This window comes from Rheinheimera pleomorphica (assembly GCF_011634895.1).
Lineage (GTDB): Bacteria > Pseudomonadota > Gammaproteobacteria > Enterobacterales > Alteromonadaceae > Alishewanella > Alishewanella pleomorphica.
In genome coordinates this window covers 1-14718 of the sequence record NZ_SIRR01000008.1, presented here as the reverse complement: position 1 = coordinate 14718, position 14718 = coordinate 1, and the positions used below count along the sequence as shown (strand labels likewise).

The window sequence follows — 14718 nt, the reverse complement described above, 5'->3', positions numbered from 1 at the left end:
GATGAGTCGTACCGTTTTTTGTCAGTATCTGAATAAAGAGGCGCCAGGTTTGGATTTTCAACTTTATCCGGGCGAGTTAGGCAAAAAGATTTTCAACTCAATTAGCAAAGAAGCCTTTGCTCTGTGGCAAGCTAAACAGATTATGCTGATTAATGAGAAGAAGCTAAATATGATGAATCCTGAACACAGAAAGCTATTAGAAGAGCAGATGGAAGCCTTCTTGTTTAAGGGAGAAGATGTTGAAATCGAAGGATATAAGCCGGTAGAGAAGTAACTGCGGTGTAAAGGCTGCTGGCTAAGTGTCAGCAGCGGCGCTATAATTCGCATTAGATATTTTAATCACTAGCTTGCTGAGCTAAGAGAGTTTATGGCGCGTCGCTTACCTCCGTTAAATGCGTTAAAAGCCTTTGAAACTGCTGCCCGCCATTTAAGCTTTACTAAAGCTGCAGAAGAAATGTATGTCACTCAGGCAGCTATCAGCCATCAGATTAAGGCGCTGGAAGATCATCTTGGCCTTAAGCTCTTTATGCGCAAAAACCGCTCTTTGCTGCTAACCGAAGAGGGGCAAAGCTACTTTCTTGATATTAAAGAAATTTTTTTGCAATTGCATGAGTCAACCGAAAAGCTGCTGGCGCGTGGCGCTAAAGGTTCGTTAACGGTAAGCCTGCAGCCTAGCTTCGCCATTCAGTGGCTGGTGCCGCGCCTTAATCAATTTAGCGAGCAACACCCGGACATTGATGTGCGTATTAAAGCGGTAGATCTGGATGAAGGCTCGTTAACTGATGATGTGGACGTGGCCATTTATTATGGCCGTGGCACCTGGCGTAATCTGCATGCTGATAAACTGCATACGGAGTATTTATTGCCGGTGTGCTCGCCGCTGCTGTTAAACAGCAGTAAACCGCTGCTGGAGCCTACCGATCTGCAATTTCATAATCTGTTGCATGACGGCTCGCGCCGGGCCTGGAAGGCCTGGTTTACGACCCAGGGCTTTAAGCACTTTAATGTCAATCAGGGGCCGATATTCAGCCACTCATCGATGGTGCTGCAGGCGGCTATTCATGGTCAGGGCGTGGCATTGGCGCACAACGTACTGGCGCGGCCGGATATTAACTCTGGCCGCTTAATAGTGCCGTTTAACCACGTACTGATTTCTAAAGATGCCTATTATCTGGTATGCCGCGAGAGCCAAACTGAACTGGGTAAAATTACAGCCTTTCGCCAGTGGATGACACAAATGGTTGAGGCAGAACAAGCGGCGTTTGCTGAACAGCAGTTTACTAACGCGGTGGCGCTTGACTGACGTAATTATTGCTAAAGCCACTGAGCCTAAAGCCCGGTTATTGCTGGCACATGGTGCCGGCGCTGCAGCCAACAGTGATTTTATGCAGCAGCTGGCGCTTGAGCTGGCCGCTTTGCACATTGAAGTATGGCGCTTTAACTTTGCGTATATGCAGCGCTTTCTTGACAGCGGTAAACGCAGCTTACCGGATAAAATGCCTGTATTGTTGCAGCAGTTCAGCCAGCAGATAGAAAATTGTCCGGCGGATTTGCCGCTGTTTATTGGTGGCAAGTCAATGGGTGCCAGGGTTGCCAGTCTGCTAAGTACAAACAGCAGGGTCAACGCCATTTTTGCTTTTGGTTATCCGTTTCATGCGCCGAAAAAGCTCAGCTGGCGCACAGAGCACTTCAGCGCTCTTGGCTGTCCGCTGTTTGTTGCGCAGGGCGAGCGTGATGCGTTTGGTAATGCCGCTGAGCTGGCAGATAAAAGCTGGCCACGGGTAGTATTGCACTGGCTGTCAGACGGTGACCATGATTTTAAACCTCGGGTAAAAACCGGCTTAACACAGCAGCAGCTTATTGCGCAGGCGGCACAGTCTTGTAGCAGGAAAATTGATGAAATACTTTTGGCAACTCAGTAACAGCGCAGCGGCCATATATGGTGCTGCAGTGGTTGGGCTAAGTGCAATACTGATGCATTTATGGCAGGGCAGTTTGAGTGCGGAAGCGATAGCGAGGCTGCTTAGTGCATTGGCAATGCTGGCGTTTCACACTGTGGCACTGTTGATGTTAGGACAAACGCAAAGTGCAGCTAAACTGACAAAGCTGGTGGCACTGCTGTGGCATCTGGGGCTCTGGTGTTTCGTCTGGACTATACTGGCCGGGGTGTTTGCCCTGCCGTTTTATTATTCACAGCTGGCGCCAATAGGTGGCCAGTTATTTATTGCTGCCTGGCTATTGCTCGCAATAACTGCCTGGCGGCGGAGTTAACATGAAACAACTATTACTGTATTGCCGCGCCGGTTTTGAAAAAGAATGCGCGGCAGAAATTCAGCATAAAGCTGGCCTGCATAATGTGGCGGGTTATTGCAAATTGACCAACGACAGCGCCTACGTAATTTTTGAAGCCTATGATGCTGACAGTCTGGCACAATTTTACCGCGACTATCCGTTTGAACAGTTTATCTTTATCCGCCAATGGAGTTTGCTGTTAGCGCCTTTGCTAACGCTGCCACCGGCCGACCGCATTGCACCTGTTATAGAAGCGGTACTCAGTGCTGAGCTAGCTGGCTGCGGTGAGTTAAGGGTTGAGTACCCGGAAACGAATGACGGCAAAACCCTATCAACACTGGCGCGCAAGCTCACAGTGCCGCTGCGTCAGGCACTGCGCCAGGCCGGGGTGTTAACCCTGAAAGAGCAAAAAAGAGCGCCGGTACTGCATTTATTTATGCTAAGTGGCCAGCAAGGCTATGTTGGTCTGTCGTATCCGGAAAATAACAGCCCGCTGGAGAACGGCATTATGCGGCTGAAGTTTCCGAACGAAGCGCCCAGTCGCAGTACGCTAAAACTTGAAGAGGCCTTTATTCAGTTTATTCCGAAACAGGAATGGGACAAACGGCTGGCCGGCGGCATGAATGCCGTTGATCTTGGTGCCTGCCCGGGAGGCTGGACCTATCAGCTGGTAAAGCGCAGTATGATGGTTACGGCGATAGATAACGGCCCAATGGCCGAATCTTTAATGCAAACCGGTCAGGTGCGCCACTTAATGGTGGATGGTTTTAAGTTTGAACCACAAAAGAAAAATAACCATTGGTTAGTGTGCGACATGATTGAGCAACCGCAGCGGGTAGCCGATCGCATTGCCGACTGGCTGATTAACGGCTGGTGTCAGGAAACGATTTTTAACCTGAAACTGCCAATGAAAAAACGCTATGAAACAGTGACTGACATTTTGCAGCAGTTTCAGCAGCGTTTGACCGATGCGGGTATTAAATTCCGGCTGCAGGTGAAGCACTTATACCATGATAGAGAAGAGGTAACGGTGCATGTGCAAAATCTGGTGCAGCGTTTTTAGCGCGGCAGCACACTGACACAGCGCTGATTTAATCAGCGCTTAACTCAAGTTTTACCCATACCAGGCGGTGATCTGAGCTGGCGCCGCGCGAACCGACTAACGGATATAACGGGCTGGTTTTTTCCGGCCATAACACGCCACTGTCGGTGATGGTAAAGCCGGCTTTTGACGGCAGCACATAGTCCGCGCGCATGCGCCAGGCGGCGGTATGAAAAGCGCCATGCTTGTTGTCCGGACTGTGTTCAGCCCCGCCCTGGCTTAGGGGTGGTGTACTGTTGTTAATCGCCGGGTGGTTGTACAGCGCGCTGATGCCACTATTGATAGCATCGCCTTCGCCTTCCGCTGAAGCATTTAAATCACCTAACAGTACAAAACGGCTTGGCTGCGCTAAACCGCCTTTATTGCCACTATCATCGTAGATATAGCCTGCTTTTTCCGGTGTTAAATAATCGACCCAAAAACGAAGTTCGTCATGGTTGCGAATACCGTTGCGGTTCTCCGGGCCGTCAAATACCGGCGGTGTAGGGTGACTGGCCAGAACATGCACGGTTTGGCCATTAATGTTAAGAGGGATATCCCAATGGCTTTTTGACGACAGCGGAAATTTCGCCCAGGCCTCTGGGCTGTACCAAGGGCTGCCATCAGCCTTTTTTGTTGGCATAAAGCCGGGCATATCCCGCCATTTAAACTGCTGGAAAGTGCGCGCTTTGGCGCTATCTATCGGATACTTTGACAACAACACCATGCCGTATTGGCCAGGGTAAAAACCAAAGGCCCAGGCATCAGCTCCAACATCAGTGGCGTTACCGTCGTTATCCAAGTCATAGCCGCTGGGTTGGCCGGTATTAACGGTACCGTAGTAAAAATAAGGGTAGTCAATGGGTTCTGCAGCACCCTGAGCTTTGTTCAGATAGTTGCGGATAAAGGCTTTAATACCGCGTTCCGGGTCGGCGATATAGTCAAACTCATTTAATAACAGCACATCGGGTCGCACCAGCTGGATAATATGGGCAATGTTGCTAATTTGCGGCTGCTCGCCAGTTTTAAGTAACTCTGCCAGCACAGTGCCATCGCCGGCTTCACCGGCAGGGAGGTAATTCTGTGCTTCCATGCTGACATTAAAGGTCGCAAAGGTGATTTGTGTGGTGCTCATGGCTGAACAAGCTCCAAGGCAGAGTGTCGCGCTTAAGCATAGCGCAAGGGTCATTTTAGTCATCGGTAATTAAGGCAGGTTAACATGGGTTGCTAGCATAAAGCGGTTAACCGACAAAAACCAGTAAATGAATGAAATCGCAGAAGATGTCGTTTTTTAGTCAATTTTAAGTCACATAGTGCGCAACTCAGACCAGCTATGTTACACTTATGTGGCAGTCGCCTAAGACAATAAGAGGAACAAAAAGTTCCCGCTAATCGGATCGGCGTAAAAAAAATGTAATATGAGTTAGTTACCATTATCTCCCAAATTGAACACAGCATATGTATTCAAATGGATTTTGATAAATACCTACAACTACCAGGTGAAAAACGATATGAAAATTAAAAATATAGCTCTTGCGGTAACGCTCGCCTTAGGTGTAAGCAATATCGCTCTGGCACAGGAAACCTCATCAGCTATCCGCGGTGTTGTTACAACTGAGGCTGGCACCACAGTAGCTAATGCTACTGTAACGCTTACCGATAAACGCAGCGGTACTACCCGTACATTAACAACCAATGATACCGGTACTTTCTCTGCCCGTGGTTTGCAAGTAGGCGGGCCATACCTGTTGGTTGTAAAAGGTGCTGACGGCCTGACAGAGACAATCGACAATGTGTTTTTAACCCTGGGTGACACTCAGAGTATTAATGTTACTATTCAACAGCCTGATGTTGAAAGAATAGCGGTAACAGGAACTGCGATTAGCAATTCAAACTACGGCGGTACCGGTCCTGCAGCTAACTTTAACCTGGAAGACTTACGCAATACACCAGCAATAAACCGTGATTTACGCGATGTTGTGCGTGTTGACCCGCGAATTTATATCAACGAAACAAACGCTGGTGACATCCAGTGTGCTGGTGCAAACCCTAGGTTTAATAGCCTGACAGTTGATGGTGTGCGTACAAATGATAACTTTGGTTTAAACTCAAGTGGTTACCCGACAGAGCGTATGCCTTTCTCCTACGATGCTATTGAGCAGGTAGCGGTTGAATTGGCACCATTCGACGTTAAGTATGGTGGTTTTACGGCTTGTAATATTAATGCGGTAACTAAATCAGGCGGTAACGAGTTTAGCGGTAGCGTATTTTTTGACTACACCAATGACTCATTACAAGGCGACAAGCTGGAAGGCGATAAAATTAATGTAGGCGCATTTAATGAACGTCGCTATGGTTTTAATGGCGGTGGTGCCATCGTTAGTGACAAACTGTTCTGGTTTGCTGCTTATGAAAAGTTAGAAGGCGCTGAGACATTTGACCGTGGCCCTGAAGGCTCTAACGCTGCACGTGAAGTATCTGGTATTACCCAGGCTCAGGTAGATGAAATTGCCCGTATCGCCCGTGATGTTTATGGTTTCGAGCCTGGTGGCTTCCCTGCCAGTATTCCGGTAGAAGATGAAAAAATCTTATTAAAATTAGACTGGTTCATCAATGATGACCACCGTGCTGCTTTCACTTATAACTACAATGATGGTTTCTCGATTGCCGAGTCTGATGGCGATGACGATGAGCTGGAGTTTTCTGGTCACTTCTATGAGCGCGGTGCAGAGTTTAACTCTTATGTTGCCAACGTGTTTTCTAATTGGACGGATAATTTTTCAACAGAAGTGCGTGTTGGATACTCAGAATTAGACGCTCGTGTAAGTCCACTAGGCGGTACTGAGGTTGGTGAAATTCAACTGCGCGTTGGCCCAACAGTTTACCTGGGCGCTGATGATTCACGTCACTCAAACAAGTTAACTTACGAGACGACATTCTTTAAATTGGCTGGTAACTATCTGTATGGCGACCACTCAATCAGCTTTGGTGTTGAGCGTGAGCAGTACGACGTATTTAACCTGTTTATTCAGGAAACTGAAGGTGAGTACGTATTTAACTCTATAGAAGATTTTGCCGCTGGTATTCCATCGTCAGCCATCTATGAAAACGCTGCCGGAACGAATAACCCAATTGATGGCGCCGGACAGTTTAAATATGCGGTGAATACGGCTTATGTTCAGGATGAGTTTTATATCGTTGATCATGACGTAACGCTGACTTATGGCTTACGTTATGATTGGTACACAACCAGTGACTCGCCACGTGTTAACCAGAGCTTTACTGACACCTACGGCTTTGCAAATGACGCTACTCTGGACGGTGAAGGCCTGCTGCAACCGCGCTTAGGTATTAACTGGATGGCCAGCCCTGAACTTGAGGTGCGTGGTGGTATCGGCTTGTATTCAGGTGGTAACCCTAATGTCTGGTTGTCTAATAACTATTCCAACAACGGTATTTCGCTGTATCAGGCCTCTACCCCTGAAGATTTCTTCAGTGCTGATAACACTTTGTTTGATATTCCTCACACAGGTGCAGGCAACCCGCTGATTGACATTCCTCAGCAATTATTTGATGAAGTCTCAGAAGCTGCAGGCCGGGGGCCGGTAAATGCGTTAGATCCTAACTTTAAGTTACCAAAAGAGTGGAAGTATGCGTTAGGTGCAACTTACACCTTCGACAGTGGCTACGTGGTGATGGCAGACTTGCTTTACACCAAAAAAGAAGATGCGGCTATTGTATCTGATTTACGTCGCTCTGAAGCGGGTGGGTTCGGTGCCATTGGCGTATTACCTGACGGTCGTCCGCTGTACCCGTCAATTCCTCGTAGCGTTCCTGAAGCGTTTTTACTGACCAATGTAAATGGTGATTCAGGCGCTAACTTATCTGCATCTATCTCGGTCAGTAAGTCTTATGATTTCGGCCTGGATATTACAGCAGCTTACGCTTACACCGACTCTGAAGACGTCAACCCGATGACCAGTTCAGTGGCGTATTCAAACTATGGCAACCTGGCAACCGCTGACTTTGAGAATCCGGGAATTGCAAAATCAAACTATGAAATTCCACATCGTTTCACTTTACGTGCAACCTATAAAATGGAATTGCTGGATGGTTATGATACGACGTTCAGCTTGTTTGGTTCTGCTAATGAAGGTCGCCCGTACAGCTTCACGATGAACGGCAATGGCGATATCTTCACTGGTCGGCAGTTGCTTTATGTACCAACCGGTGTAGACGATCCTAACTTCGTCGCTGGCAGTGTAACAGACCGTGATACTGGTGTTGTTACCCCATTTGATACTGACGGTTTCTTTGCTTTTATACAGCGTGAAGGTCTGAGCAAGTATGCAGGTGGTTATGCGCCGCGTAACGAGTTCAACAGCGATTGGTGGGTAAAAGTGGATTTCCGCTTCGAACAAGAGTTGCCGGGATTTGCTGAAGGCCATCGTTCAAGTGTGTTCTTTGTTATTGATAACTTAACCAACCTTATCAATGATGATTGGGGCGTACTGTATGAGACTAGCTTCCCACGTGCAGTGAATGTAGCTGATTTCAGTGCAACAGCTGACAACAAATATCAGTTTAATCGTTTCAATGCTGGTCGTGTTGACCCGGTGCAAGGCCGCTCAGGTGAGCCATCACTTTGGAGCATGCGTTTAGGCTTTGAATACAAGTTCTAATCACATTCTGCATTAAAGAATCAAATGCCCGCAATTTGCGGGCATTTTTTTATTTCTTAATAAGGTGTTTTTAGCGATAATTACCGGCTTATTTTTACCAAAGTGAATAAATCTGTGGGAAAAAATACCATTATTGCGATTGCCGGGGCGTCGGCGTCAGGTAAAAGCCTATTTGCGTCAACGGTATATCAGGAACTGGTAGCCGAGTTGGGTGGTGAGCGAATCGCTATATTGTCGGAAGACGCTTACTATCGCGACCAGAGCCATTTGTCGTTTGAGCAGCGTACGCTGACCAATTATGACCATCCGGCGGCCTTTGAGCACGAGCTACTGGCAGCGCATTTGCGTTCTTTGCGAAGCGGCAAAGCTATACAGATGCCGCAGTATAGCTACAAAACGCATACCCGCACTGAAGAAACCATTACCGTGCAGCCGGCCAAAGTGATTTTGGTTGAAGGTATATTACTGCTAACTGACGAGCAATTACGCGCGCAGTTTGATATCAGCGTATTTATGGATACGCCATTGGATGTGTGTTTATTACGGCGGATTAAGCGCGATTTAGAAGAGCGTGGCCGCAGTTTAAGTTCGGTAACCGAGCAATACGAAACCTCAGTACGGCCAGCGTTTTTTGAGTTTATCGCCCCTTCCAAACAATATGCTGATCTGGTGGTTACCCGTGGTGGTAAAAACCAGATTGCCATTGACATAATAAAAGCAAAAATCCGCCAGTTACTGGCAGAATAATAACAATCAGGGAATTAACTATGATGGGATTAGTGGGCATTGTCGCCCTGTTACTGGTGGCCTATGTTGCATCAGCCAACCGCAGCCGCATTAATTGGCGCACCGTAGGCGGTGCTTTTGCTATTCAGCTGGCGATTGGTGCCTTTGTACTCTATGTGCCCTTTGGCCAGGATGTGCTGTACAGCATTTCAACTTTCGTTGCTGATATTATCAGTTACGCCACCTCGGGTATCGAGTTTTTGTTTGGTGATATTGGCCGCAAATCACAGGGCTTTATTTTTGCCATCCACGTGTTGACGATCATCATTTTCTTCTCGTCATTAATTGCCGTGCTGTACCACATAGGCGTGATGACCTGGATTATCCGCATTATCGGCGGCGGCTTGCAAAAGCTGCTGGGCACCAGCCGGCCGGAGTCTATGTCGGCGGCGGCAAATATCTTTGTTGGCCAAACTGAAGCACCGTTAATAGTACGGCCTTTTATCCCTACAATGACCCGCTCGGAGCTGTTTGCCGTTATGGTTGGCGGCCTGGCCTCTGTTGCCGGCTCAGTGTTGGCAGGCTATGCCGGTTTAGGCATTGAGCTTAAGTATTTGATAGCGGCCAGCTTTATGGCGGCGCCGGGTGGATTTTTAATGGCAAAGTTAATTTTGCCGGAAACAGAACAGCCAAAGAATGAGTTAAACGAGATCAAGGCCGATACCCAGCATACTAACCTAATAGATGCCGCTGCCGCCGGTGCTTCCAGCGGTATGCAGCTGGCGTTAAATGTAGGTGCTATGCTGTTAGCCTTTGTTGGTTTAATTGCGCTGGTAAATGGTGCTATCGGTGGTATCGCCGGTTGGTTTGGTGTTGAAGGCTTAACACTACAGGTGATTTTTGGTTATGTGTTCCAGCCACTGGCGTTTATTTTGGGCGTGTCCTGGGATGAAGCGCGGCTGGCGGGTAGTTTTATTGGCCAGAAACTGGTGATTAATGAATTTGTCGCATACCTCGACTTTGTGCAGGTGAAGGAGCAGTTAAGTGCCCATACTCAGGTAATCGTTACTATTGCCTTGTGTGGTTTTGCTAACTTCTCGTCAATTGCCATTTTATTAGGTGGCTTGGGCGGTATGGCACCAAGTCGCCGCGCTGATATTGCAGAGCTGGGCTTAAAAGCGCTGCTCGCTGCAACTTTGGCGAACTTGATGAGCGCTGCAATAGCAGGGTTCTTCTTTTCCTTAGGCTAAAAACAGGTCTTTTATATGACACAGCAAGTTCCAACGTTAGATATAAGACGGTTTGCCACCGACAAAGATAACTTTGTTGCCGAAATTGGCAAGGCCTACACTGAGTTTGGATTCTGCGGCATTAGTGGCCATGGTATTTCTGACACAGTGGTAGAGAATACATATAAAGCAATCAAACAGTTTTTTGCTTTACCCAATGACGTTAAAGCGAAATACCATATGCCTGGTCAGGGCGGTGCGCGCGGCTATACCGGCTTTGGTGTGGAGAAAGCAAAAGACTCTAATCATCCGGATTTAAAAGAATTCTGGCACGTTGGTCGTGAACTGGATGGCCCGGCGCCGCATCCATGTTTATATCCTAACGTTTGGCCTACAGAGGTAGAGGGCTTTAAACAAGCAACTTACGCTTTGTATACAGAACTTGAAAAGCTGGGTAATACAGTACTGGAAGCGCTGGCGCTATTTTTGGGGCAGGAGCAAAATTACTTTGCCGACAAAGTAAATTACGGTAACTCTATTTTGCGGCCAATTCACTATCCGCCGATTAAAGACACCAGTACGCAGTCAATCCGTGCCGGCCAGCATGAAGATATTAACCTTATCACTTTGTTGGTTGGCTCTAACGAGGCAGGTCTTGAAATCCTGCGTCGTGACGGTAGCTGGTTGCCGGTAACCACTATCGAAGGCACTATTGTGGTTAACATCGGCGACATGCTGCAGCGCCTGACAAACCATGTGTTACCTTCAACCACGCATCGAGTGGTGAACCCTGCAGGTGCGGCAGCAGGTGAGCCGCGTTACTCGATTCCATTCTTTATGCATCCGAACCCGGATTATGTGATAAAGACGCTGGAAACGTGTATCAGTGCTGACAGACCTAACCGTTACCCAGAGCCAATTAATTCGAACGACTACTTAATGCAGCGTTTAGAAGAGATTGGACTACTGAAAAAGGCGAAATACTAAGCATCTTGCTTAGTATTTGCCCGAACGATACAAAACGGATGAAAATGTGCAGTTTGCTAGTTGACTGCTTTTATAAAGTCGCTATACTGCACGCCATGTTAAGCGCTGAGCGCAAAACATAACGCAGATGTGGTGGAATTGGTAGACACGCAAGCTTCAGGTGTTTGTGCCCACAAGGCGTGAGAGTTCGAGTCTCTCCATCTGCACCAAATTAACCGGCTATCGCCGGTTTTTTTGTGCCTGCAATCCTTGCAGGCATCCCTTCGGGACCAGCCGATTGCGGTCCACATAACGGCAGGATAGCCGTTTTGCACAGCTCTGCTGCCGAAGGCGAGCATTAGGGATGATGCGAGTGAAAAATGTTCCGGACATTTTTGTGCCCCCCAGACTTAACGTTTTAGTTCGATACGACGGATAAAGTCTTCTACCAGCATGTCATAAAGTTTATTGCCAAGATATAAATCCTCTACACCGTCGTCAATATTCGGATTGTCGTTCACTTCTATCACGTAAACTTTATCTCCATCCTGTTTTATATCGACGCCGTATAAACTGTCACCGATAGGGGCGCAGGCGCGGATGGCAGCATCCAGTACATGCGCCGGCACTTCAGTAATAGCGCAGGTGCTAAAACCACCGCTTTCGGTTTTGGCTTTGCCATGTTTATAAATTTGCCAGTGATTGCGTGCCATAAAATACTTACAGGCAAAAATGGCCATACCGTTTAGTACACCGATACGCCAATCATATTCAGTAAAGGTATAACGCTGTGCCAGGATAATTGCGCTTTGCTCAAACAGCGCACTCAGTTGTGAGCGCAGCTCGGTCAGGGTTTTCACTTTCACTACGCCGCGGGAAAAGCTGCCATCCGGAATTTTCAGTACCAGTGGTAAGCCGAGCGTATCGGCAGCGCGCTCCAGGTTATCTTCATCCTGTTTAAATAACATAATGCCGTCCGGCATAGGTACTTTGTGCTGCTCAAACAAAGTTTGCAGATACACTTTATTACCACAGCGCAGTATAGAGTTGGGGTCGTCTATTACTGCAAGCCCCTCGCGTTCAGCTTTTAATGCCATATGAAAAGTATGATGATTGACGCCGGTTGTTTCACGAATAAATAAACCATCAAATTCTGCCAGTCGGTGAATGTCTTTGGCACCTATTTGCTCGGTATCCATAGCCGCTCTTTTCGCTGCTTTACTAAACAACTCCAGTGATTTGGGGGTGCAGGGCGGGAACTTCTCTTTTGGATCAACTAACACCGCTAGGTCATACTTGTATTTTCGGTTGGTCGGCTCTAGCCGCCAGATCTTGTGGCTGTAGCGTTCTAATGTATTGCCAAACAAGCCTTGCTCTTGCTCATTTAGTTTGTGCACGCTACCAATTTTTAATGTCTTTACCTGCCAGCTGGTTTTCTTTTGCAGCTCCACGCGCAATATGGGCACCGTAAAGGCTTCAAACAGGTAGCCGGCGACTTTTCTCAGCGCCTTATGTTCGGTTTCACCAAAGTAAATATTGAAAATAAGTTGGCTGCCCGTTTCATCAGCTAAAGCTTTGTTTAACTGCGTCAGAATGGTGCCCGGAATTTCTTCGGCAATATCTGCTATTTCGTGACGATTAAATTTGTTAAATGCCCGTACCGAAGGCACTACATGATGTCCCCGTGCTTCTGCCAACAATGAGCAGTAGTAGCCGCTACCGAGGTATTGAGCCTGGCGGCATAGATTAATTATCCGGGTGCGCTGCTTGTTTTTCGCCGACCATTTCAAATAGGCCGGTAACGTCATTACGCCATCATACTGATGAAAAGGCGCCCAATCCTGGGCTTTGTCGACTACGATAATAAGCTTGGCCATGGCCACTCCTGACGTTTTACCAAAGCATGTCGTGCTGAGACAAAAATTAACAGCGAATAAATCTGCACCACAACAGTTAAATTTCTTGTTGGCTTTTCATTTGTTTAGCTGTTGTTATCCTAAACTTAGTTAAAAATCAGCCAAAGGCAATAATGAGTGCAGCTATGACGTTAACCACAGCTCAGGCTACGTTATCTATTAGAAATGCTAACCTGTCTGATGCGGCTAGCTTATTGGCGCTAGAGCATAAGTGTTTTACGGCTGACCGTATCAGCCTGCGCAGCTTTAAACGTTTTATTGCAGAAAAACGCAGCGACTTGCTATTGGTTGAGCGTGCGGGGCAGGTGATAGGGTACTTTCTGCTGATATACCGCAGAGGCACCAGCCTGGCTAGGTTGTATTCTCTGGCGGTAGACCCAACCTGTCGAAAGCAGGGCATAGCAGAGTTGCTTATGCAACATGCCGAAAAAGCGGCGGCGGCACGCAACTGTGTGCTACTAAGGCTGGAAGTAAGGTATGACAATGCTGCTGCTATCCGTTTATATCAGAAACTGAGTTACCACGAATTTGCCGTTAAGCATGATTTTTACGAAGATCACTCAGATGCTATCTGTATGCAAAAACAGATTATCCAGTTTGACAATGCGTCGGTAAATCGTCAGGTACCTTATATAGCACAAACCACACCTTTTACCTGCGGTCCTGCCTGCCTGCTGATGGCGTTTAATTACTTTCAACCAGGCAAGTTTGACCCTGTTGCGCTAGAGATTGATATCTGGCGCGAGGCTACTACCATTTTTATGACGTCAGGTCATGGCGGCTGTGGCCCAAGGGGCTTAGCGCTGGCGGCATATAACAGAGGGTTTGATGTTGAGATTTACTTAAATAAAGAGGGGCCGCTTTTTACTGATACAGTGCGCAGTGAAGTTAAAAAAGCCATACTGCAGCGGGTGCATGCTTCATATCGGCAAAAAGTTGAGCAAAGTGGCATAGTGCTGCATCGTGCAGAGCTTGGTATCCGTAAAATAAAACAGCTACTGCAGAATGGCGCTTTGCTGTTGGTGCTTATCAGTACCTGGCAGTTTGATAAAAGCAAAGCGCCGCATTGGGTGGTTGTCTGCGCGATAGACGAGCATTTTGTCTATATTAATGATCCGGACACGGAAGACATTCCCTGGTTATCTGCAGCAGAGCGGCAATATATTCCGGTTGAGCATTCGGTATTTCTTAAGGCCTTCAGTTATGGCAAAAGCCGTCTTAAAGCTGCGGTAGTTATCAAAAGCGGTAAAAATTGATGCTTTTTGTCTGCTTTCAAGGCGTTTTGTGCAATTAATCAGCGAACGATCTAAAAGTGGCAGATTTTCTCAAATAACCGCTTGCGCCTGTTTTAAAACACCCTATAATGCGCGCCATGCCACGGGGCGCTGCACTTAGCAGGCTTCGGGTGAGATAAGACGGTTCGCAAAGATCTTTTAAAAAGACGCTTGACAGGCTCTCTTAAATCACTAAAATGGCGCCCTCGCTTCACGGTGGTAACTAACGCGGTGAAACGAGATAAAAAGTCTGGTGTGACGATGTGTTTTAAAAAAGAAATATCGTCACGCTTGACTTAAAATCTGGGAAGTGTAACATACGCCTCCCGCTTCTAAGCGAAGCACGCTCTTTAACAATTCGCAATCAATCATCTGTGTGGGCACTTATGATGGATTTCACAAAATGAAATTTATCAGTGAAGTGACTACATAGAAATATGTTTTAAGTCAGTAAGCTGAGCTTGCCGAAAGGCAGCAAACACTTTTAATTGAAGAGTTTGATCATGGCTCAGATTGAACGCTGGCGGCAGGCCTAACACATGCAAGTCGAGC

General features: G+C 47.3%; 12 protein-coding genes, 1 tRNA gene and 1 rRNA gene. 12 read left to right on the top strand and 2 right to left on the bottom strand.

Annotated features, from left to right (window positions below; genetic code table 11):
- The first annotated feature begins 1 nt into the window (after position 1).
- The 5 genes from EYB30_RS09135 (at position 2) to rlmM (ending at position 3355) form a co-directional block, all read left to right on the top strand.
- Positions 2-274 (top strand): oxidative damage protection protein, encoded by a 273-nt coding sequence (locus tag EYB30_RS09135; RefSeq protein ID WP_166838624.1) that lies wholly within the window; start codon positions 2-4, stop codon positions 272-274.
- 93 nt (positions 275-367) lie between these two features.
- Positions 368-1303, top strand: a complete 936-nt coding sequence (locus tag EYB30_RS09130) for a transcriptional regulator GcvA (RefSeq protein WP_166838623.1) — start codon at positions 368-370, stop codon at positions 1301-1303.
- Entirely contained in the window at positions 1296-1922 is a 627-nt protein-coding gene (locus EYB30_RS09125; RefSeq protein WP_166838622.1) for an alpha/beta family hydrolase, read from the top strand. The genes EYB30_RS09130 and EYB30_RS09125 overlap by 8 nt, the downstream gene beginning before the upstream one ends.
- Positions 1897-2271 carry a DUF423 domain-containing protein gene (locus EYB30_RS09120; protein WP_166838621.1) on the top strand — a complete coding sequence of 125 codons (375 nt, stop codon included), beginning with the start codon at positions 1897-1899 and terminating at the stop codon, positions 2269-2271. The genes EYB30_RS09125 and EYB30_RS09120 overlap by 26 nt, the downstream gene beginning before the upstream one ends.
- Before the next feature lies 1 nt (position 2272).
- A complete protein-coding gene (rlmM, locus tag EYB30_RS09115; protein ID WP_166838620.1) occupies positions 2273-3355 on the top strand; it encodes a 23S rRNA (cytidine(2498)-2'-O)-methyltransferase RlmM in 1083 nt (360 codons plus the stop codon).
- Between the two features lie 28 nt (positions 3356-3383).
- Here the strand turns inward: rlmM and EYB30_RS09110 are convergent, their stop codons facing one another.
- Positions 3384-4508 (bottom strand): endonuclease/exonuclease/phosphatase family protein, encoded by a 1125-nt coding sequence (locus EYB30_RS09110; RefSeq protein WP_166838619.1) that lies wholly within the window; start codon positions 4506-4508, stop codon positions 3384-3386.
- 310 nt (positions 4509-4818) lie between these two features.
- Between EYB30_RS09110 and EYB30_RS09105 the strand changes: the two genes are divergently transcribed.
- The 5 genes from EYB30_RS09105 (at position 4819) to EYB30_RS09085 (ending at position 11206) form a co-directional block, all read left to right on the top strand.
- Positions 4819-8055, top strand: coding sequence for a TonB-dependent receptor (locus tag EYB30_RS09105; RefSeq protein WP_241698001.1), 3237 nt, complete (start codon positions 4819-4821; stop codon positions 8053-8055).
- 114 nt (positions 8056-8169) lie between these two features.
- Positions 8170-8802, top strand: a complete 633-nt coding sequence (gene udk, locus EYB30_RS09100) for a uridine kinase (protein WP_166838617.1) — start codon at positions 8170-8172, stop codon at positions 8800-8802.
- Positions 8803-8822: 20 nt separating this feature from the next.
- Positions 8823-10031: a NupC/NupG family nucleoside CNT transporter gene (locus tag EYB30_RS09095; protein WP_166838616.1), complete on the top strand. Its 1209-nt coding sequence runs from the start codon at positions 8823-8825 to the stop codon at positions 10029-10031.
- 15 nt (positions 10032-10046) lie between these two features.
- Entirely contained in the window at positions 10047-10997 is a 951-nt protein-coding gene (locus EYB30_RS09090; RefSeq protein WP_166838615.1) for an isopenicillin N synthase family dioxygenase, read from the top strand.
- 123 nt (positions 10998-11120) lie between these two features.
- Positions 11121-11206: transfer RNA gene (locus EYB30_RS09085), tRNA-Leu, on the top strand.
- 180 nt (positions 11207-11386) lie between these two features.
- Here the strand turns inward: EYB30_RS09085 and EYB30_RS09080 are convergent.
- Positions 11387-12853, bottom strand: a complete 1467-nt coding sequence (locus tag EYB30_RS09080) for a RimK family protein (protein ID WP_166838614.1) — start codon at positions 12851-12853, stop codon at positions 11387-11389.
- 164 nt (positions 12854-13017) lie between these two features.
- Between EYB30_RS09080 and EYB30_RS09075 the strand changes: the two genes are divergently transcribed.
- On the top strand, positions 13018-14148 hold the full coding sequence (locus EYB30_RS09075; protein WP_166838613.1) for a peptidase C39 family protein: 1131 nt from the start codon (positions 13018-13020) through the stop codon (positions 14146-14148).
- A gap of 503 nt (positions 14149-14651) precedes the next feature.
- Positions 14652-14718 (top strand): 16S ribosomal RNA (locus tag EYB30_RS09070); the annotation flags it as partial.